18 protein-coding genes are annotated in these 18,762 nt (G+C 50.4%); 6 read left to right on the top strand and 12 right to left on the bottom strand.

What is annotated here, in order from left to right; translation table 11 throughout:
* Positions 1-37 precede the first annotated feature (37 nt).
* The 3 genes from DYD62_RS13145 to DYD62_RS13135 all read right to left on the bottom strand — a co-directional run bounded on the left by DYD62_RS13145 (position 38) and on the right by DYD62_RS13135 (position 4,669).
* On the bottom strand, positions 38-3,148 hold the full coding sequence (locus DYD62_RS13145) for an efflux RND transporter permease subunit (protein ID WP_115227756.1): 3,111 nt from the start codon (positions 3,146-3,148) through the stop codon (positions 38-40).
* On the bottom strand, positions 3,149-4,222 hold the full coding sequence (locus tag DYD62_RS13140) for an efflux RND transporter periplasmic adaptor subunit (RefSeq protein ID WP_207916777.1): 1,074 nt from the start codon (positions 4,220-4,222) through the stop codon (positions 3,149-3,151). It abuts the gene before it with no gap.
* Between the two features lie 78 nt (positions 4,223-4,300).
* Positions 4,301-4,669, bottom strand: a complete 369-nt coding sequence (locus DYD62_RS13135; protein WP_115227754.1) for a hypothetical protein — start codon at positions 4,667-4,669, stop codon at positions 4,301-4,303.
* Positions 4,670-4,757: 88 nt separating this feature from the next.
* Between DYD62_RS13135 and DYD62_RS13130 the strand changes: the two genes are divergently transcribed.
* From DYD62_RS13130 to DYD62_RS13120, 3 genes are all read left to right on the top strand, one after another.
* Positions 4,758-5,546 carry a response regulator gene (locus DYD62_RS13130; protein WP_233702913.1) on the top strand — a complete coding sequence of 263 codons (789 nt, stop codon included), beginning with the start codon at positions 4,758-4,760 and terminating at the stop codon, positions 5,544-5,546.
* A gap of 84 nt (positions 5,547-5,630) precedes the next feature.
* The gene (locus tag DYD62_RS13125; RefSeq protein WP_115227753.1) at positions 5,631-6,995 is read left to right on the top strand and encodes an ATP-binding protein; all 1,365 of its coding nucleotides are present in this window, start codon (positions 5,631-5,633) and stop codon (positions 6,993-6,995) included.
* 87 nt (positions 6,996-7,082) lie between these two features.
* A complete protein-coding gene (locus DYD62_RS13120) occupies positions 7,083-7,499 on the top strand; it encodes a hypothetical protein (RefSeq protein ID WP_115227752.1) in 417 nt (138 codons plus the stop codon).
* A 109-nt stretch (positions 7,500-7,608) separates the two neighbouring features.
* On the opposite strand, the gene arsB is transcribed toward DYD62_RS13120, so the two are convergent.
* From arsB to DYD62_RS13100, 4 genes are all read right to left on the bottom strand, one after another.
* Entirely contained in the window at positions 7,609-8,679 is a 1,071-nt protein-coding gene (gene arsB, locus DYD62_RS13115) for an ACR3 family arsenite efflux transporter (protein ID WP_444542813.1), read from the bottom strand.
* A gap of 84 nt (positions 8,680-8,763) precedes the next feature.
* Positions 8,764-9,261 (bottom strand): arsenate reductase ArsC, encoded by a 498-nt coding sequence (locus tag DYD62_RS13110; protein ID WP_115227751.1) that lies wholly within the window; start codon positions 9,259-9,261, stop codon positions 8,764-8,766.
* Positions 9,262-9,289: 28 nt separating this feature from the next.
* Complete coding sequence (locus tag DYD62_RS13105) at positions 9,290-9,766, bottom strand: ArsI/CadI family heavy metal resistance metalloenzyme (RefSeq protein ID WP_115227750.1); 477 nt, start codon at positions 9,764-9,766, stop codon at positions 9,290-9,292.
* A 24-nt stretch (positions 9,767-9,790) separates the two neighbouring features.
* Entirely contained in the window at positions 9,791-10,123 is a 333-nt protein-coding gene (locus DYD62_RS13100) for an ArsR/SmtB family transcription factor (RefSeq protein ID WP_115227749.1), read from the bottom strand.
* Positions 10,124-10,680: 557 nt separating this feature from the next.
* On the opposite strand from DYD62_RS13100, the gene DYD62_RS13095 reads away from it, so the two are divergent.
* Positions 10,681-12,327: a vWA domain-containing protein gene (locus tag DYD62_RS13095; protein WP_115227748.1), complete on the top strand. Its 1,647-nt coding sequence runs from the start codon at positions 10,681-10,683 to the stop codon at positions 12,325-12,327.
* 148 nt (positions 12,328-12,475) lie between these two features.
* On the opposite strand, the gene DYD62_RS13090 is transcribed toward DYD62_RS13095, so the two are convergent.
* The 5 genes from DYD62_RS13090 to DYD62_RS13070 form a co-directional block, all read right to left on the bottom strand.
* Positions 12,476-14,089, bottom strand: coding sequence for a methyl-accepting chemotaxis protein (locus DYD62_RS13090; RefSeq protein ID WP_115227747.1), 1,614 nt, complete (start codon positions 14,087-14,089; stop codon positions 12,476-12,478).
* A gap of 153 nt (positions 14,090-14,242) precedes the next feature.
* On the bottom strand, positions 14,243-14,884 hold the full coding sequence (locus DYD62_RS13085) for a GIY-YIG nuclease family protein (RefSeq protein WP_115227746.1): 642 nt from the start codon (positions 14,882-14,884) through the stop codon (positions 14,243-14,245).
* A 49-nt stretch (positions 14,885-14,933) separates the two neighbouring features.
* Positions 14,934-15,395 (bottom strand): hypothetical protein, encoded by a 462-nt coding sequence (locus DYD62_RS13080; RefSeq protein WP_115227745.1) that lies wholly within the window; start codon positions 15,393-15,395, stop codon positions 14,934-14,936.
* A gap of 60 nt (positions 15,396-15,455) precedes the next feature.
* Entirely contained in the window at positions 15,456-15,839 is a 384-nt protein-coding gene (locus DYD62_RS13075; protein WP_115227744.1) for a nuclear transport factor 2 family protein, read from the bottom strand.
* Between the two features lie 91 nt (positions 15,840-15,930).
* Positions 15,931-16,215 (bottom strand): ribosomal L7/L12 family protein, encoded by a 285-nt coding sequence (locus DYD62_RS13070; protein WP_132038742.1) that lies wholly within the window; start codon positions 16,213-16,215, stop codon positions 15,931-15,933.
* Positions 16,216-16,848: 633 nt separating this feature from the next.
* On the opposite strand from DYD62_RS13070, the gene kdpF reads away from it, so the two are divergent.
* Positions 16,849-16,929: a K(+)-transporting ATPase subunit F gene (gene kdpF / locus DYD62_RS24430; RefSeq protein WP_099399210.1), complete on the top strand. Its 81-nt coding sequence runs from the start codon at positions 16,849-16,851 to the stop codon at positions 16,927-16,929.
* Positions 16,930-18,741 (top strand): potassium-transporting ATPase subunit KdpA, encoded by a 1,812-nt coding sequence (gene kdpA, locus DYD62_RS13060; protein ID WP_115227742.1) that lies wholly within the window; start codon positions 16,930-16,932, stop codon positions 18,739-18,741.
* The last annotated feature ends 21 nt before the right edge of the window (positions 18,742-18,762 follow it).

Genomic DNA, 18,762 nt, shown 5'->3' with positions numbered 1-18,762 from the left:
AAGGTGTGCGCCTGCCGTTACCAGCAGGCGCGCGGGCTTATTGGCCTGAGGACTGGTTTTTCCTGAACCCCATAATCAGGCGGAAAAACAGCGGAATAAAGAAAATGGCAATAAAGGTAGCGGCCAGCATGCCGCCAATTACGGGCGTCCCTAAGGAATGTCGGCTGTTTGCCCCCGCGCCGCTGGAGGTAATTAGCGGCACGCAGCCTAGAATAAAGGCCAGCGAAGTCATTACAATCGGCCTGAAGCGCAGCCTTGCTGCCTCGATGGCCGCATCAGATAAACTCATGCCTTCTTTGAATTTCATCACGGCAAATTCCACAATCAGAATGGCGTTTTTAGCGGCCAGACCGATCAGCGTCACCATGCCAATCTGAAAATACACATCGTTATTCATATCCCGCAGATACGCTGCCAGCAGCGCACCAAAGAGCGCGAAGGGTACGGCGGTAATCACGGCAAACGGCAAACTCCATCTTTCGTATTGCGCCGCTAAAATTAAAAACACCATCACAATGCCAAGTAAAAAGGCAATGCCGGCTGTGCCGCTGGCTTCTTTCTCTTGGTAAGCGCTGCCTGTCCAAGCAAGGGTGTAATCGCTGCTGAGCGCGGTGGCGGTTACGCTTTCCATCGCCTTGATGGCTTCTCCTGAGCTAACACCTGGCGCTGGTTGGATCATGATTTTGGCCGCGCCAAAAATATTAAAGCGCTCGACTAGCTCCGGCCCACTGGTGTCTTTAATGCTGACTAGGCTGGTGAGTGGAATCATGTCGCCTTTGGCAGATCGCACAAAAATATTCGCCAGATCTTTAGGACGTTTGCGATATTGGGCTTCAGATTGCAGCTGTACCTTGTAAGTGCGGCCAAAGCGGTTGAAATCATTGATATAGAGCTGGCCTAGGGTGGCTTGCATGGTGCTGAATACATCGTTGATATTCACACCCAACGCCTTGGCTTTTTCGCGATCCAGATCAACAAAATATTGCGGCACATCGGCGCGAAAAGTGGTGGTGACCTTGGCAAACTCAGGGCGTTTTTTTGCCGCTTCAATCAATTTTTGTGCCGCCGTGCTGAGCGCCTGCGAGCCTTCACCATTACGGTCTTGCAAATAGCCTTCTAAGCCGCCGGTAGTCGACATACCCATAATCGGCGGCGGGGTAAAGGCGGCGATCAGCCCGTTTTGGATAGAGCGGGCGTTTTGCATCACTTTTTCTGCCAGCGAAAACGAATCCTGCCCATGGCCCTTACGTTCGTCCCATGGCTTGAGCGTGACAAAGCTGGTGGCGTGATTGGTCAGCTTGGAGCCGGATAAAATATCAAAGCCGGTAAAGGTGGTGACATTATTAACTTCGGCCAGTTGACTGAGCGCGGTATCTGATTCGGCGCTTACCTGACGGCTGCGGGCCAGTGAGGCGGCATCGGGCAGGGCAACGCTGACAAACATCGTACCTTGATCTTCTGCTGGGACTAAGGAGCCGGGCACTAAGGCATACAGCGCCGCCGTGCTGGCCAAAATCCCTGCAAACAGTACAAAGGCCACGCCAACGCGGCGGTTTAGAAATTTGACTCCTGCAATATAGCCGCCGGTGATGCGTTCAAAAAAACGGTTAAACCACACAAAAAAGCGGGCGGGTTCGTGGTGATCAGATTTAAGCAAAAGTGCACATAAGGCGGGGGAGAGGGTCAGCGCCACAATGCCAGAGATAATCACCGATATTGAAATGGTGATGGCAAATTGCTGATACATCACGCCCGTCATGCCGCTCATAAAGGCCACGGGCAAAAACACCGCGCACAGCACCAGCACAATCGCCACCACGGGGCCAGATACTTCCTGCATGGCTTGAATCGACGCGTCTTTGGCCGAGCAGCCGGTCTCACGCATAATCCGTTCGACGTTTTCGAGCACCACAATTGCGTCGTCCACCACAATGCCGATGGCCAGCACCATGCCAAATAGCGTGAGTAGATTGATAGAAAACCCAAACATAGCTAAGCCTGCAAAAGTGCCGAGTAGTGATACTGGCACGGCAATGCAGGGAATCAGCGTGGCGCGGAAGTTTTGCAAGAATAAATACACCACACAGAACACCAGCACCATGGCTTCGAGCAGGGTGACGACGACTTCTTCAATCGAGGCTTTTACAAATTTTGTGGTGTCAAAGGGAATGGCGTAGTCCATCCCCTGAGGAAAGCGCGTAGAGAGCGTTTGCATTTTGTTGGCAATGGCCTTGGATACATCCAGCGCATTGGCACCTGGCTGTGCATAGGTCACCAGCCCCACGGCGGGTTTGCCATTTCGCATGCCGGAAATATCATAATCATTACCGCCCATTTCTACACGGGCCACATCTTTGAGCCGGATTTTTGCGCCATCGGGCATCGATTTTACAATAATCGCTTCAAACTCTTTTGGGTCTGCTAGGCGGCCTTTGGCGTTTATGGTATAGGTAAAATCAACCGGATCATTGTCTGGCTCGGCCCCCAGCTTGCCTGCGGCAAATTGTGAGTTTTGTTCTTGCACGGCTTTCACAACATCGGCAGGGGTGAGTTTGAGCTGGGCTAAGCGATCGGGCTTCAGCCAGATTCGCATGGCGTAATCGGTGCCGCCCATCATGCTGGCGTCGCCCACGCCGGGTATGCGTTTTAAATCATCCAGAATATTGAGTAGGGCGTAGTTGGCAATAAAGTTGCGATCATACTGGCCTGTCGGTGAGCCTAAGGAAATCACGGATAATACTTCGGTGGATTTCTTTCTGACCGATACGCCTTGGCGTTTGACTTCATCCGGCATTTTGGCCAGAGCGGCTTGAACGCGGTTGTTGACGTCAATCGTGGCCTGATCCGGATCAGTGCCAACAGCAAAATAGACGTTCATATTCATTTGCCCGTTTGCTGCAGATTTGGATTGCAGATAGAGCATATTGTCTACGCCATTAATCTGCTGCTCCAGCGGGGACGCCACGGTTTGGGCAATGGTTTCAGCGGTGGCGCCGGGATAGTTGGCGCTCACCGAAACGACGGCGGGCACAATATTGGGATATTGCTGAATAGGCAGTGAAAACATCGCAGCCAAGCCCGCCAGCACAATTACAATGGAAATCACCGTGGCAAAAATGGGCCGGTTGATAAAAAATTTAGAAAACATTTAGCCCTCCTTTCTGATGCTGACTGGCTGGCCAAGGCGTGCTTTGACTAAGCCATCGACAATAATGCGCTCGCCCGCTTTCAGGCCGGATTCCACAATCACCTCGTGCCCAATGCTTTCCCCTAGTGTCACTTTGCGTGATTCAACGATATTTTTGTCATTGAGCAGCAGCACGCGTTTTTCAGCCTGCAACTGAACAATGGCGCGTTCTGGAATGGTGATGGCTTGCTGGCGGGTACCCTGATCAACCCGCACGCGTACAAACTGACCGGGCAATAAATCCCCTTTAGGGTTATCAAATTGCGCCCGCATATTGATGGTGCCGGTATTGTTATCAATGCGGTTGTCGTGGAAATTGACCTTCCCCTGAATGGGGTACTTTGTGCCATTGGCCAGCCTGAGCGTGGCCTGCAGCGATTTGCCGGGGCTGAAGTGCTGGTAATCCTGTTCGGAAACCGAAAAATTGACGTATAGCGGTGACATTTGCGAAATGGTGGTCAGCGGCAGCGGGCTGTTGTTATTGATTAAGCTGCCCTCAGATTGCACCTCCTTGCTGCTGATGCCGGAGATAGGTGCGGTAACTTGGGTGTAGCTTAAGTTTAGCTGGGCGGTGCGCACCTGTGCCCGGGCTGCTTCTACACTGGCTTTCGCGGCTTCAAAAGCGCTGATGCTGTCATCGTAATCTTTTTTTGAAACGGCGTTTTCTTTAAACAGCGGGGCGATGCGCTCCTGATCGGCGCGGGTTTTATTAAAAATAGCCACTTGCCGTGCTAGCTCACCTTTAGCCTGATTCAATACGGCTTTGTAAGGCTCAGGATCAATCTCAAACAGCACTTGCCCCTGTTTGACCGGCTGGCCTTCTGCATAAGTACGCTTTAATAAAATACCCGCCACACGGGCACGTACTTCAACATCACGAACACCTGCTGTTTCGCCTGTAAATTCGCTTTGCAGGGCAATATCAAGCGGCTTAATGACGAGTTGACTCACTTCAAGGGGGGCTGTCCGTGTTTCGGCAGGCGGAGCTTGGCAGGCTGCAAGCAGCGACACTGCACAAAGGGAAAGCCATTTCATTTGCATCTAGGCGCTCTTCCATTAAATAAAAAGCCCCGCGAACCGGGGCTTAAGTTAAAGCAATCAGGGGGACAGGCTTTAGCGGTAGACCGTGTGTTTCAGACGGCCAGGATGCCAGTTACTGGAATCCTGATCGTTGAATGCGGTGACCTGGGGTTTTTTAGTTTTTTTGCTTTGATTATTCATGGCCGGGCGCTCGCGCTGCGAAAAAGGGGTGATGCGTGCTTGCGTATTGGTCGCAGCGGGTACGGAAATCGATTGATTCATTGCGGGGCGGCTGCGTTGTGAGAAAGGTTTTATCTGTGATGCAGATGCCGGAGCAAGTGTTGAGTTGTCGTCCATCGCAGGGCGGCTGCCTTCAGCAAAAGGGGTTGCAGCGGCAAGGCTAAGCGTAGGAATACTGAGTGCTGCGCTGATTATCAGGGCCAGTGTGGCTGCCTTTTTCATGATTTACTTCCTTTTAATGCCGGGTTGACAGGGGCTATTTAACAGGCCGGATGTAAACCGTTTGAGGGTGAAAACAGGCATTTTGTAAATGCAATGTAAACAGCGCCTCTTTATGGTCGTAAGGGGCGCGGGCGCGGGGTATTCTGTAATCAACAAAATGGATGGGCAGAGCATGGGTACGCAAATACTCCTCGTGGATGATGATGTTGATTTACGCGTTTTATTAAGTGATTACCTTGGCGACCAAGGCTATGCCGTGACGGCGGTGGGCGATGGCATCGCCATGCACCGGGCTATGGAGCAGGGGCAGTTTGATCTGCTGATTTTGGATTTAATGCTGCCGGGTGAAGATGGCTTAACGCTGTGTCGTAATTTGCGGGCCAGCTCTAATTTGCCTGTACTGATGTTAACGGCCAGAGGCGATGAGCTGGACCGGATTATTGGCCTTGAAATGGGCGCGGATGATTATTTGCCCAAGCCTTTTAATCCAAGAGAGCTGCTGGCCAGAATTAAAAGTATTTTGCGCAGGGCCGCTGACCCTACCGCAGGCAGCAAGGCCACACGCCTGTGCTTTGCCGGTTGGGAGCTGGATTTGGCCGCGCAATATTTACTGGGGGCCGACGGCGTGGTGACTTCATTATCCACCGGCGAGTTTCGCCTGCTGCAAGCCCTGGCTGAAAATGCGAACCGTGTTTTATCCAGAGATCAGCTGATGGATGCCATTAATGGCAAGGATGCCGCGCCGTTTGACCGCACTATTGATGTGATGATAGGGCGCTTACGTCGCCGCTTGGGCGATGAAGCCCGTGAAGCGGTATTGATTAAAACCATCAGAAGCAGCGGCTATATGCTGGTTTGTAAGGTAGAGGCCAGGTAGTGACTGGTCTATGTGTTTTCAATTTAGCCCGCAAGGCCATCGCTGCGCGTTGGCTGAATCCGCTCATAAAAGGTAAATAAATTCATGCGTTACTGGCCTAAAACCTTATTCGGGCAAATCCTGCTGGTGATGCTGGCGGGCTTGTTTACCGCTAATGCGGCAGGTGTCTGGCTGGTGATTAATGACAGAGCAAGGCTGGCCCGCGTATTGCGGGTTGAATATGTGGCAGAGCATATTGCCAGCTCGATTAATGTGCTGGGTGAAACCCCTGCGGCTTTTCGTACGCAGCTATTAAGGGCCTTAAACAGCCCTGCCTTGCAAGTGAGCCTAGATACACCATGGCAACAGGCCAGGCTGCCCGCTGCAGATGTGCTGGAGTTTGAAAAACTGGTGTCCAAGCAATTGCAAAAGCAAGAGCGCATGCAGGTGGTTTCGATGAGTTACGGTGCTTTGCCAGAATCTATGCGCAGTGTGTCTGGCGGGCTGGAGGCAGCAGAAAGCGTGCTGATTAATCTCACCTTACAAGCGCAGCTGGAAGATGGCACGATTGTGACGTTTTCTTCTTCCAGAATGAGTAATGTCCTCATTCGTGAGCCATGGCGAATTGTGGGCTGGCTGGCCTTAGTGGCGCTGGCCGCGGCGCTGTTATCTGTGTGGGCGGTAAGGCGCTTAACGCAGCCGCTTTCGGTTTTTTCCACAGCGGCTGAGGGACTTGCCCGGAATATTAACCAGCCTCCTTTGCCCGAAACAGGCCCAAAAGAAGTTCGTCATCTGGCCAGAGCCTTTAATAGCATGCAATGCGCCATTAAATTGTATTTAAGTACTCGCTCGCAAATGCTGGCAGGCATTTCGCATGATCTGCGTCTGCCGATTACCCGCATACGCTTACGCTTGGAAAAGCGCGCAGACCCGGCACAAAACCAGGCAATTGAGCGGGATTTAGAAGAAATGGAAAACTTAATTGCCGATACCCTCGCCTTTTTGCACGCAGGCAATAGCGCTGAAGCCAGCGTTAAACTTAATTTTATGGATTTACTCGAAGGCGTTGTTGAAGATATAGAGGCGCTGGGCGCACAAATCAGCGTAAGGGGGCAAGCCTGTCAGGTGTTTACAGGGCGGCCCCAAGCGCTGCGGCGCTGCCTAAGTAATCTGCTCGATAACGCCCGCCGTTACGGGGGGAATCTCATTATCCTCACCGTGCAAGAAGACGCTGCCGCACTGCTGATTATGATTGAAGATCAGGGGGATGGCATTGAAGATGCCGAGCTGGAGCGGGTATTTGAGCCCTATGTCAGGCTGGAAACTTCCAGATCGCGCCACACCGGCGGCAGCGGCTTGGGCCTAGCCATCGCCCGCGCCATTGCCCGCACCCACGGTGGGGAAATCTGGCTGGCTAATCGGAAAGAGGGTGGTTTAAAGGCGATGATGCGCCTGCCCTTTATTGTGTAAGTTTTATGGGGTTGTTTTTGACGTGGTTTGAATTCTGGCTTATTTATTGCTTTCTTATTTGTTTGGTAAACAATCAGGAAGTGATCCATGAATGTTTCAGCCGCCTCTCCGCTCAGTATTTTACCCGCGCATTTGCGGCCCAAAATCCCTTATCCGCCTGATGCCCCAGCGGGGGATTCTAGATTGTACGATCCGGCAAATATGACGGCAGGTGAAGCGGAAAAATTGGCCACAGATTTGTACAATGACGGCAAAATCAGCTTGCATGAGTTGGGGGCGATCACCATTTCACACCGGCTGAATATCAATGAAGACGGCTCGCCACGCGCTGAAGATGAAAGCCGCCGTTTAAAAAAATGGAATTTTATTGATTATGCCAAACAAAGCGTTGCGGCCTGCCAGTTTAGAAACGATCCGCAGGGCGTTGGGATTTATCAGCATATACTGGATGTGCTCGAACAAACCGCTGCAGAGCCGGGTAGAAGGGTGAATGTTGCAGTTTAATGGGGGTCATAAAGTGAGTCATGCCCGCTGTAAAAAATTAAATCCCTTGTGTGGCATTTAAAGTGCGGGCATGAAGCAGAGTTGTATTTAAAATTGCCCCGTCCAGCAATCAGGCGCGTTCATACCAAGGTTTCGTGCGATTTACGATATTGACGACCAGCAACATCACCGGTACTTCAATCAAAACGCCAACGACTGTTGCTAATGCTGCGCCTGAATTAAAACCAAACAATGCAATTGCCGCTGCAACGGCCAGCTCGAAGAAATTCGACGCACCAATCAAGGCAGACGGGCAGGCGATATTGTGCTTTTCACCCACCGCACGGTTTAGCAGGTACGCTAAGCTTGAATTAAAAAACACTTGAATCAAAATGGGTACGGCCAGTAAGGCAATGACCAGTGGCTGATCTAATATTGCTTTACCCTGAAATGAAAACAGCAAGATCAGCGTGATCAATAAAGCAGAAATTGACCATGGTCCAATCTTGTTCATTGTGCTATCAAAGGTGGCTTGGCCTTGGCTGAGTAAACGTTTTCGAATGATTTGTGCAATAAGCACCGGAATAACGATATACAGCACGACTGAAATAATCAGCGTATCCCAAGGTACATGAATGGCCGACATGCCAAGTAAAAAACCCACGAGTGGCGCAAAGGCGACGACCATAATTGCATCGTTCAATGCCACTTGAGACAAGGTAAACAACGGGTCGCCATGAGTTAGCTTGCTCCATACAAACACCATTGCCGTACACGGTGCGGCCGCAAGCAGGATCAAGCCAGCGATATAACTATCAATTTGATCAGCGGGCAGATATGGAGCAAACAGTTGCCGGATAAAGATCCATGACAATAATGCCATTGAGAATGGTTTGACCAGCCAGTTCACAAACAAGGTTACGCCAATCCCGCGAACATGCTGGCGTACTTCATGCAACGCCGTAAAATCAACCTTGATCAGCATGGGAATAATCATGACCCATATCAGCAAACCCACCGGCAGATTAACCTGTGCAACCTCTAGTTTGCCAATGGCATGAAATACGCGGGGGAATAATTGCCCTGCACTAATGCCGACAACAATGCATAAAAACACCCAAATGGTGAGGTAGCGCTCGAAAAAACTCATGGGTGCGGCAGCGATACGTTGGCCGGTCACTTCACATTGTGCGGACATCATGCACTCCAATTTTCAATCTTAGGGCGCTGCACGGCATAGACCAGCGCGTGCAGCCTCGGATGAATCACTTTGCAACAGCAGCTGCTAGTCGAGTTTGCTTTCGCCAATATCACGTACCACGTCTTTCAACGCTAAGCTGGCCAGCTTTTCGTCAGGCAGACTCGCAAGGAGCAAGACGCGCTGCTTTATCTGCAAGAAAACTTTGCGGAACGAAGCTTGTTTTTCTTCCTCTGTTTCTCCGTGCGGGTCTTCATAGCCCCAGTGTGCTGTTAGCGGATGCCCTGGCCAAATTGGGCAGAGTTCTCCTTTGGCGTTGTCACAAACGGTGATGACAATATCCATGTGCGGGGCGTCAGCGGCTTCAAACTCTTCCCATGATTTCGAGCGCAGTGCACTGGTGTCGTAGCCAATCTCATTTAGCAGGGTGATCGCGTACGGGTTGACTTGGCCGCTGGGGTGGCTGCCCGCACTGAAGGCTTTAAAGCGTCCCTTGCCCAGCATATTCAGCCAGCCTTCGGACATGACACTGCGCGCCGAATTGGCCGTACACAGGAAAAGGACGTTGTAGACTTTGTTGCTCATCGTGAATCTCCGAGGTTTTGCATTGGTTTTAGCAGCAGTTACTGCCGGGGGCACAGCTGTTTTTGGGAGTGGGCGTTACTGCAACAGCCTTGGGCGCGCAACAGGCCTTGGTTTCTATTGTGGATTCGCTGCCGTTGAAAGTTGGGATGCTGCCAAGGGTGCGATAGCTTTCCCATGCAATGCCCGCCGGATCAGTAACCCAGTGCTTGTCTGATTGGGCGTAGCAACAGGCTGTGCCTGGCTCGCTGAGCACAGAGATGTCGGCAGCGGCTAATTGGTTTTGCAAGGCGGTCAGCTCGTCGTCGCTGTCGACCTGAAAACCAAGGTGATCAAGGCCCGCCGGTGCGCCTCGCTGCGAGATGGCGAAATTAATGCGTGGATCGTCGAGCATCCACTTCGCGTAGTCGGGCTTGAGCACGGTCGGCTCGGCCGCGAACAGCGCAGAATAAAAGCGTATGCTGTCGTCCAGCTTTGGTACCGAGATATGGACATGAAAGCGTTTCATTTTTTAACCCCGATGAGATAAATGTTAAATACAGCTGCTGTCGCAAGATTGAGGGTCAGAGGGCGCACAAGCTTGGCCACGGCAGCAGTTCTCAGTCATAAAACAGAGCAAATTATTCATTTGCTCATAGTTAGCGGAATAATAGATAAAGCGCCCGTCTTGTCGCCGATTGATCAGGCCCGCGTGCGTTAACTCCTTCAGATGGAAGGACAGGGTGGCATTGGCAACCTCCAGACGTTCACCGATTTGGCCAACAGCCAAACCTTCTGGTCCTTCTTGTACCAGTAGTCGGTAGATTGCTAAGCGAGTGTCCTGAGCTAGTGCGGCTAGGAGTGTGACGGCAGTTTTTGTATTCATATTTCTATAATTATAGAAATATAGAATGAAGTCAAGAAGGATTTTCGCGTTCGCTAAAAATGAGGGACATCAAGAAGAGGAAATAAACAGGGTAGGAGCAAGCTTTTCTTAAAAGGTAAGTCTTGTTTGAATACGCTAAACTGCCATTTTAGAAATAACACGCAGGGCGTCGAAATCTGTCAGCATCTTCTAGATGGGCTTAAAAAACACACAGCCTAGCAGTGCAGAAGGGTGAGTGTTGAGGTTTGATTGGGCTTATAAACAGCGTGCTGCCCCCTCCTATACGGAAAAACCTAGGCATGTTGTGTGATTTTTGAGTCGCGGGCATAAAACACTGCAGGATTTAAGTTTGCTCAAATAGCATGAACACCGTATTTGAGTAGAAACCAAGCCCTCGCGCTGAAGTGGCAGTTCGCAGGAATAATTTAAAATATTTAATCTTTCCAGGGGCTGTTGACGCTTTATTCACAATTTGGCTAAGCCGCGAATGAAACGTCGATAGGCTCTCTGGTAACTTTGTTTCCTTGTTTGTTCCCCTTTATTCAGGACTTCATGCCATGACTAAGTTTCCCCTGTCTTTAAGTGTTTTATCCGGCGTGGTTTTACTTAGCGCCTGCGGAGGAACCGCATTTAATAAGTACGATACAAGTCTTCCCCATAACAGCCAGCCTGCAGAGCGAGTAGCAGCACCTGCGCCTGTCGCCAGCAAAATACAAGCAATGGCCGAGGCAGGTGTGCGTACACAGCCCAATGCGCCGCTTGCATCTGCTGAGCCTAGCCGTGAAAACTATAGCAAGCTGGAAGAGCTGTCCGTGAAGGCCGTGGCTGTAGAGCCGGTTTCTACTTTTTCAATTGATGTGGATACCGCCAGCTACACCAATGTGCGCCGCTTTTTGCAAGCGGGTCAGTTACCCCCCAAAGACGCGGTGCGGGTAGAGGAGATGATTAATTATTTTCCTTACAATTATCCGCATCAGGCCGGTAGCCGCCCCTTTGCCGTATACACCGAAATAGCGCCCGCGCCTTGGGGCGTGGATAAGCATCTGATCCGCATTGGTATCAAGGCGCAGGACATCAAAGCGGCCGCGTTGCCTGCGGCAAATTTAGTGTTTCTGGTGGATGTATCTGGCTCGATGAATGAGCCTAATAAACTACCGCTGCTGCAAGCTTCGCTTAAATTATTGGTGGATCAGCTTAAAGCAGCAGACCATGTTTCCTTAGTGACCTATGCCTCCGGTACGAAGGTGGTGCTGGAGCCAAGTGCGGATAAAAACCAAATCAAGCGCGCGATTGATCAGCTGGTTGCTGGGGGTGGCACAGCAGGTGCGGCAGGTATTCAGCTGGCTTATCAGATGGCACGGCAGGGTTTTATTAAAGGCGGGATCAATCGCATCCTGCTGGCCACCGATGGTGATTTTAATGTGGGTGTCACCAGTATTGATGCGCTGAAAGAAATGGTTGAAAAAGAGCGTGAGGCAGGGGTTTCTTTAAGCACTTTGGGCTTTGGAATGGGAAATTACAATGATGCGCTGATGGAGCAGGTGGCCGATATGGGCAACGGCAATTACCACTACATTGATAATTTGAACGAGGGGCAAAAAGTGCTGGTGGATGAAATGAGCTCTACGCTGGCCACCGTAGCCAAAGATGTCAAAATCCAAGTTGAATTCAACCCGGAGCAGGTCAAAGAGTATCGGCTGATTGGCTATGAAAACCGCCAGCTTAAGCGTGAAGATTTTAATAACGATAAGGTGGATGCCGGTGATATTGGGGCAGGCCACACCGTGACGGCACTCTATGAAGTGACTTTTGCCGGTAAAGCGGGTTATTTGGAGCCGCTGCGTTATGAAGCCAAACCCGCTAAAAAAACCACGCTGAGCGACGAGCTGGGCTTTTTACGCCTGCGCTATAAAGCGCCCGATAGCAATAAAAGCCAGCTGATCGAAATCCCGCTACAGCGCCGTGATGTACTAAACAGCTTTAATCAGGCCAGTAATGAATTCCGCTTTGCCACTGCCGTGGCGGGTTTCGGGCAATTATTGCGTAATGGGCGGTATATGAGTGACTTCAACTACGCAAAAGTCGCCGCTATTGCCGGCAATGCCCGTGGTGATGATGCATTTGGCTATCGGGGTGAGTTTTTGCAATTAGTTAAACTGGCAAAAAGCCTGACACCCGCAGCCACGGAAGGTGGGCGGGATTAGCGCTTACGAGCTGGGCAAACCCTCTGGTAAAGCCCGGCATGAGTGAGATGAAAACAGCGTGCAAGGCGCTCATTGCCCTTTTGATGTCCGTTTGCCAGCGGGGCAGTGGTTCCGCTGGTTGATTGAAGTAAGAGCGCTGCCGCCCCTGTTATTCCAGATTAAAGCGCAAGACGGCGCCACGCATTTGTTGGGCTAATGCCGAAAGGGCCGCAGCTGATGAAGAGCTGCCTTTGGCGGCCACGCTGCTTTCTTCTGTCATTTGTGCAATCCGCTCTACGCTGCCTGCAATTTGCCCGCTGGCTGTGGATTGCTCCTGCAGGGCGGAAGAGATGGCAGATATGGCGGCTTCGGCCACTTTGGCGCTGTCTGCAATGCTGCCTATGGCTTCAGCGGCAAGGCTGGCCAGAGTAACGCCACTGCTTACTTTCTCCACTGTGCGATTCATGCCTGCTACCGAGCTGTCGGCCCGGTCCTGGATCAGCCTGATCATATCGGCAATTTCTCTGGTTGCCCCGCTGGTGCGCTCGGCGAGTTTTCTTACCTCGTCGGCAACAACGGCAAAGCCGCGTCCTTGCTCACCTGCTCGTGCTGCTTCGATGGCCGCATTAAGCGCCAGTAAATTGGTTTGCTCGGCCACTTCGCGGATCACGGCCACAATGCTGGAAATACGTTGTGATTCATCTCCCAAGGCCGCTATTTTTGTGGCTGTTTCTGTGATCTCTGCAGCAATACTATGGATTTCATCCGCCACATTCCGGATCACCACCGCGCCCTCATTGGATCTGGCTTCGGCCTGCAGCGATGCCTTCTGTGCATCCCCAGCGTTATTGCTGATTTGACCGATGCTGACGGTCATTTCTTCAACTGTTGCCGCCATATTGGATGCGGCATCGCTCTGTAGCCCTGCACTGAGCGATACCTGTTCTGAATGCTCTACCATTCCGGCGGCTGATATGGCTAGCGAATCAGCATGGGTGCGCATTGCAGAAATGGCCTGCCGCAGCGCAGTTTGCATATCGCCTAAGGCGTGCATCATCTGTGATGTTTCATCGCAGCCTTGGCTGCGGGTGTCATTGGTCAGATCGCCGGAGGCAATACGGTTGGCGATACCGATGGTGCGCCGTAAGGGCACAACAATGCCACGCGCGGTGATAATGCCCAAAATGATGCTCAAAATTGCAGCCAGCACACCGCAAACAAGAAATAACTGTTTGGCCAGCCCAAAAGCACTTTGTGCATCTTTGTCGCCCTGATTGGCCAGCGCAACGTTAAAGCCACGGTGAGCCTCGATTAAAGCGCGTACTTTCTCAAAAGACCTGACGCTATTGTTTAATAAGCTTCTTGCCTCATCAGCCTGATTACCTGCAGAAGCTGTTAATGTTTGTTGCCGGATTGAGTTGTAGCTGGCCAGTGCAGCCCGGTCATCCGCCAACATCTGCCTGTCGCTGTCATTACTCAGCAGGGGTTCGTATCGCTTGAATTCGGCCTCAATGGCAGATAAAACGGGCGGCATTTTTTGCGCTAAGTCTGCTTTGGCTGCTGCATCTATGGTTAATACATGTTCGCTCAGCATTTTATCCAGCTGGACAAAATGATCAAAAGCGGCATCAAGCACTACAAGGCTGGGTACGCTGTTTACCGTGGCATAGTTGGCGCTGTTATACACCTTGTCAATCTGATAAAGCCCCACTCCGGTAACGGCAATGACGCCCAGCAAGGCTGTTCCAACCAGAGTTAATAATCTTTGAGTAACGTTCATCATTTGCTCCTAGGGTGAACAGCAACAGCCTTGCTTAAGCAGGCCGCCTGCTTTTCTTACTACTGATGTTCACCATAGGATAGCGTTGTGGGACATACCAATACGCTGGCTGGACGGTACAGCGGGGGGTGGCGGGTTTCTTTAGGGGTTAAAAAATCACGACTCTTCACCCTCTGTGTGAAAAGCCTCGTAAATTTCTTTTATGGTTTCGCCATTAAATGTCCAGTAAGGCGAAGGCTGAATAGGGCTGCCTTCTGCTAATCCCAGTAGTCTTCGGGTTGCTTCAGTTAATGAGGTGATTTCATCTGCGAAGCGTACTTTTTTTTCTCCAATCACAATGGCCTGCTGGCTGCCGTCTTTAGAAATTAAAATGGATCCATCAGGAATACCCAGCTCATGGAAATTCATTCTGGGGCGTTTGGTTTTTTTGAAATGATCTGCCGATTGTTTATCGATATCTTCAATATCAGAATCTAACTGCTGTTCAAATTCAAGCGTTATATCTTCTACTTTTAATAATCTAAGCACAGAAATAACCCGCTCAGGCTCAATTTTAAAAAACTCCCGGTTGGGGTTAATTCTATGATTGCCAAAGGCAAAATGAAGCGCTTTTTCAACTTCGCCAGCATCTCTAACCTGGCAGGCAAACGCGCAATCAAAGGGTACAGGCACGCCTGTTCCATATAATTGCTTCATTCTTTCTTCAACTTCTGCGTGCGTTGTTTTCCCTATCTTCACGAGGCCCGGCATGGCTGGATTGGTTAAAACATAAACAATTTGTGAACTGATATCGGCCATAGAAAGTGCTCTGGGTTTAATTGGGGCTTGTGTGTGTAGTACGGCAGTATTAATGCTCAGAAGGAAAGAGTACACAGCTTGATCTGGCTTCGAATGTGCCGCCCGGCATGCCCCAGCTATGTGCATAGCTAATGCCGCCATCAGGCTGTAGTTTGATTGTGATTTCTTCGCGAAATATTTCTGTTCTGTCACGTGGCCCGCTGGAAAAAATAGCAATGAATTCTCCGTCAGTCATAACGGCACTGCTTGATTCCGTATGCGGTAATACAAAGGGCAACTCTTCCATCACAGGCCACAGGCAGAGCTTGCCCTCTGCTGTGTTTCCAAGCAGCGTGGCTTCACTGTGAAACTGTTGTCCATCTGCTCCACATGCTGAGTAGTACAACATGAGTGCAACCGGGGAAGGCAGTGTTTTAATTTCAATATGTCCGATAAAGTCTTCGCCTTCGTGGTTTGTGCCGTGCCCTGTGAATTTTCTGGGTTGAGCGAGCAGTGCGGTAAGCATATTCATGGGTAAGACCTTTGCTTTGCGTTTGGGTGGGCCAAGTCAATACGGCAATAAGATGGCGGGCTAGCTTAAATCGGTAATCTTGGCAATCAGGCCGTCTTTAAATTCAAATTCAGACCGGCCGGATAATTCCAGCGTCTGGCCTTTCTTTAAGCCATTGGGCAAATCATCGGCAACGACGGCACGAAAGGCGATGGATGCGCTGGCCTTGTGGGGGCTGCTTTCAAAACTGAGTATTTCCTGATGCCGTTCCGAAAATATGGCGACAGATTGCTCCGCCAGCACTTTTAATTCTTCCCGGCCTGTGGTGTGGGTATTTACAACGCCATCCGCGATATTTTTGAATTCCACATCAGGGTGCACGGTCAGCAGCATGGCTGTTACGTCTTTGCGGTTGTAAGCATGGATGTACTGATCAATCAGTGCGCGAATTTCGGTGGGGGTCATCGTCTATCTCCTGCATTGACAGGGCTGGGGGGCATTATCTGCTTAATGAATGCTTCTTAGTTTTGCCTGAGCTGTTTTTACATTTTTATATTCATGTATTTGGGCTGATGTATTTTTCTATCGCTTCTTTTGCCTCTTTAAGCCCCGCCCCTTGTTGCCTGCGATAAAGTCTTATTGCGCTGATTTTTTCCCCGGCCCTTGCTAATTTGATTACTTCAGCGGATGGCGCCTGCCATTTGTTTTCATCAATCCCCTGCAGGGCGAGCAGCCGGTCAAGTTTGGCTTCAATCCGTCTTAAGCGATCAGTTAATGACTGCAAGAGCACAAAGCCGAGGCTGCCCACGATCATTAGCGCCATCCAAAAATTGTCTGACATTTTGCTTCCCCACATTTAAAAAAGCCGGTGATGTAAAGGTGATGCTTTGGGGCTGATTTTACCCTGCCGATTGTCTTTCTGAAATGGAAAGCAAAAGAAGGTGATGGATTCAGTCATTTTTTCCACAGATTATTTTGCGCTGAGCCGCCTGATAAAACGTGCATAAAAGAGGTCGGGGGCGCTGATGCAAGATGGGCACGGGCATTTTTATATGCAGGGGATCAGGCAAAAAAAGCCATTTTAGATTGCATGAAGCCATTTATTGCGTAAGTCATATATCAGATAGAGGCGGCCGCGCTTGCAGTGCAGCACGGGAGAGTGGCTATTTGCAGAAAAATTTATACCTGTGCCTTGATGCTGTGGCCTTTTGTGGGCTCTAGGTCTTGATCGCGCTCAAAACCGAAGTCCGGTCATGACGGCTCTTTTAAGTACAAATTTTTATAATTTTTATACTTTCTTTATACGATGGCCTGCGTTTTTACCAAAGTCTTTACGCTGTATTCCATAAAGTATACGGGTCGATTCCTCTTTATAAGAGTTAGCCATGGATGTGATCTATTTAGGCGCTTTATGCGTAATAGCGGTATGCCCCGCCTTACTTTTACTGCTGTGTAGCCACCTTGGAGGCGAATCATGATCGTATTGATTTCGCTGGTTACCGTTGTTTTATTTGTTTACCTTTTTTACGCGCTGTTTAAACCGGAGCGTTTTTAAATGACTACCGATGCTTTGCTCCAACTGGGGCTGTTTTTATTCGTTTTACTGCTGTTGTCATGGCCGCTGGCGATTGTGATCAATAAAGTGATGCAGGGCGAGATTCAAGGCCCTTTACGTGTTTTAAAGCCGCTTGAGAACGGAATTTATCGTTTGGCAGGCATCCATTCCAGCCAGGAAACAGGCTGGAAATCTTATGCGATCAGTTTGCTACTGTTTAATGCGTTGGGCGCATTTGCACTTTATCTCTTGCAGCGTGTGCAAGGTGGCCTGCCATTTAACCCTCAGGGTTTTGGCGCGGTCAGCCCGGATTCGGCACTCAATACCGCTATTTCTTTTGTCACCAATACCAACTGGCAAGGCTACGGTGGTGAATCCACCATGTCTTACCTCACGCAAATGCTGGGTTTAACGGTGCAGAACTTTTTATCTGCTGCGACTGGTATTGCGGTGGTGATTGCCTTGATCCGTGGCTTTGCGCGGCATAGCGCCAGCACCGTGGGTAATTTCTGGGTGGATTTAACCCGCAGCACTTTATATATCTTGCTGCCGCTGTCTCTGGTTTTATCTTTGGTGTTTGTGGGCCAAGGCATGATTCAAAACCTGTCTGCATATAAAGAAGTGCCTACCGTACAGGCCACTACATTTCAGCAGCCTAAGCATGATAGCCATGGTGATGTGGTGAAAGATGCCAAGGGCGCACCTGTTATGGAAGACGTGATCAGCCATACACAAACGCTTGCCATGGGGCCGGTTGCATCGCAAGAAGCGATTAAGCTTTTAGGTACTAATGGTGGTGGTTTCTTTAACTCTAACTCTGCTCATCCTTTCGAAAATCCAACCCCATTTGCAAACTTTTTGCAAATGTTGGCGATTTTCCTGATCCCTGCTGCGCTATGTTTTGTTTTTGGTCGCATGGTGGGTGATAAACGTCAGGGCTGGGCGGTTATTGCAGCCATGACGGTGATCTTTGTGGCGATGTATTCCGTACTGGTGATGGCCGAGCAAACAGGTACGGCCGGTCTGAATTCACTTGGCGTGGATCAGGTGCTGAGCAGCACGCAAGCTGGCGGCAATATGGAAGGTAAAGAAGCTCGCTTTGGTATCACTGCGACATCCTTGTTTGTAGCGGTAACCACTTCGGCTTCTTGCGGTGCAGTGAATGCAATGCACGATTCCTTAACCCCGTTGGGCGGGCTGGTGCCAACACTGCTGATGCAACTGGGTGAAGTGGTGTTTGGTGGTGTTGGCTCTGGCCTTTACGGCATGCTGGTGTTTGCGATTCTGGCGGTGTTTATTGCGGGGCTGATGGTGGGCCGCACGCCTGAATACCTAGGTAAAAAGATCGAAATCTTTGAAATGAAGATGAGCGCTTTATCGATCCTGGTGACGCCAATTCTGGTGCTGGTGGGTACAGCCATTGCCTTGATGTTGACTGATGGTAAGGCAGGCATTCTGAACCCGGGTGCGCATGGCTTAAGTGAAGTGCTGTATGCCTTTACCTCGGCTGCAAATAATAACGGCAGTGCTTTTGCTGGTTTATCTGCGAACACTCCGTTTTATAACGGGATGCTGGGTATTGCGATGTGGCTGGGCCGTTTCCTGATTATTGTGCCGGTACTGGCCATGGCAGGCTCTTTGGCGGCTAAAAAACGCCTTGCCGTAACAGGCGGAACGCTGCCAACGCACGGGCCTTTATTTGTGGTGCTGTTGGTGGGAACCGTGTTGCTGGTGGGGGCACTGAACTATGTACCTGCACTGGCACTGGGCCCTGTGGTTGAACATTTGCAAATGATTGCACCTGTTAAATAACAGCTTTGGGCGGGAAGGCCT

Source organism: Iodobacter fluviatilis (genome assembly GCF_900451195.1).
GTDB classification, from domain to species: domain Bacteria; phylum Pseudomonadota; class Gammaproteobacteria; order Burkholderiales; family Chitinibacteraceae; genus Iodobacter; species Iodobacter fluviatilis.
The sequence above is the reverse complement of the archived record's forward strand: the minus strand, read 5'-3'. Positions and strand labels throughout refer to the sequence as shown.

What these genes read in the sequence shown, in the direction of transcription:
- DYD62_RS13095 (WP_115227748.1), top strand. Translation starts at nt 10,681, where the DNA reads ATGACTAAGTTTCCCCTGTCTTTAAGTGTTTTATCCGGCGTGGTTTTA.
- DYD62_RS13110 (WP_115227751.1), bottom strand. Translation starts at nt 9,261, where the DNA reads ATGAGCAACAAAGTCTACAACGTCCTTTTCCTGTGTACGGCCAATTCG.
- arsB (WP_444542813.1), bottom strand. Translation starts at nt 8,679, where the DNA reads ATGATGTCCGCACAATGTGAAGTGACCGGCCAACGTATCGCTGCCGCA.
- DYD62_RS13145 (WP_115227756.1), bottom strand. Translation starts at nt 3,148, where the DNA reads ATGTTTTCTAAATTTTTTATCAACCGGCCCATTTTTGCCACGGTGATT.
- DYD62_RS13085 (WP_115227746.1), bottom strand. Translation starts at nt 14,884, where the DNA reads ATGGCCGATATCAGTTCACAAATTGTTTATGTTTTAACCAATCCAGCC.
- DYD62_RS13080 (WP_115227745.1), bottom strand. Translation starts at nt 15,395, where the DNA reads ATGAATATGCTTACCGCACTGCTCGCTCAACCCAGAAAATTCACAGGG.
- DYD62_RS13135 (WP_115227754.1), bottom strand. Translation starts at nt 4,669, where the DNA reads ATGAAAAAGGCAGCCACACTGGCCCTGATAATCAGCGCAGCACTCAGT.
- DYD62_RS13090 (WP_115227747.1), bottom strand. Translation starts at nt 14,089, where the DNA reads ATGATGAACGTTACTCAAAGATTATTAACTCTGGTTGGAACAGCCTTG.
- DYD62_RS13130 (WP_233702913.1), top strand. Translation starts at nt 4,758, where the DNA reads ATGCAATGTAAACAGCGCCTCTTTATGGTCGTAAGGGGCGCGGGCGCG.
- DYD62_RS13120 (WP_115227752.1), top strand. Translation starts at nt 7,083, where the DNA reads ATGAATGTTTCAGCCGCCTCTCCGCTCAGTATTTTACCCGCGCATTTG.
- DYD62_RS13070 (WP_132038742.1), bottom strand. Translation starts at nt 16,215, where the DNA reads ATGTCAGACAATTTTTGGATGGCGCTAATGATCGTGGGCAGCCTCGGC.
- DYD62_RS13100 (WP_115227749.1), bottom strand. Translation starts at nt 10,123, where the DNA reads ATGAATACAAAAACTGCCGTCACACTCCTAGCCGCACTAGCTCAGGAC.
- DYD62_RS13105 (WP_115227750.1), bottom strand. Translation starts at nt 9,766, where the DNA reads ATGAAACGCTTTCATGTCCATATCTCGGTACCAAAGCTGGACGACAGC.
- DYD62_RS13140 (WP_207916777.1), bottom strand. Translation starts at nt 4,222, where the DNA reads ATGAAATGGCTTTCCCTTTGTGCAGTGTCGCTGCTTGCAGCCTGCCAA.
- DYD62_RS13125 (WP_115227753.1), top strand. Translation starts at nt 5,631, where the DNA reads ATGCGTTACTGGCCTAAAACCTTATTCGGGCAAATCCTGCTGGTGATG.
- kdpA (WP_115227742.1), top strand. Translation starts at nt 16,930, where the DNA reads ATGACTACCGATGCTTTGCTCCAACTGGGGCTGTTTTTATTCGTTTTA.
- kdpF (WP_099399210.1), top strand. Translation starts at nt 16,849, where the DNA reads ATGATCGTATTGATTTCGCTGGTTACCGTTGTTTTATTTGTTTACCTT.
- DYD62_RS13075 (WP_115227744.1), bottom strand. Translation starts at nt 15,839, where the DNA reads ATGACCCCCACCGAAATTCGCGCACTGATTGATCAGTACATCCATGCT.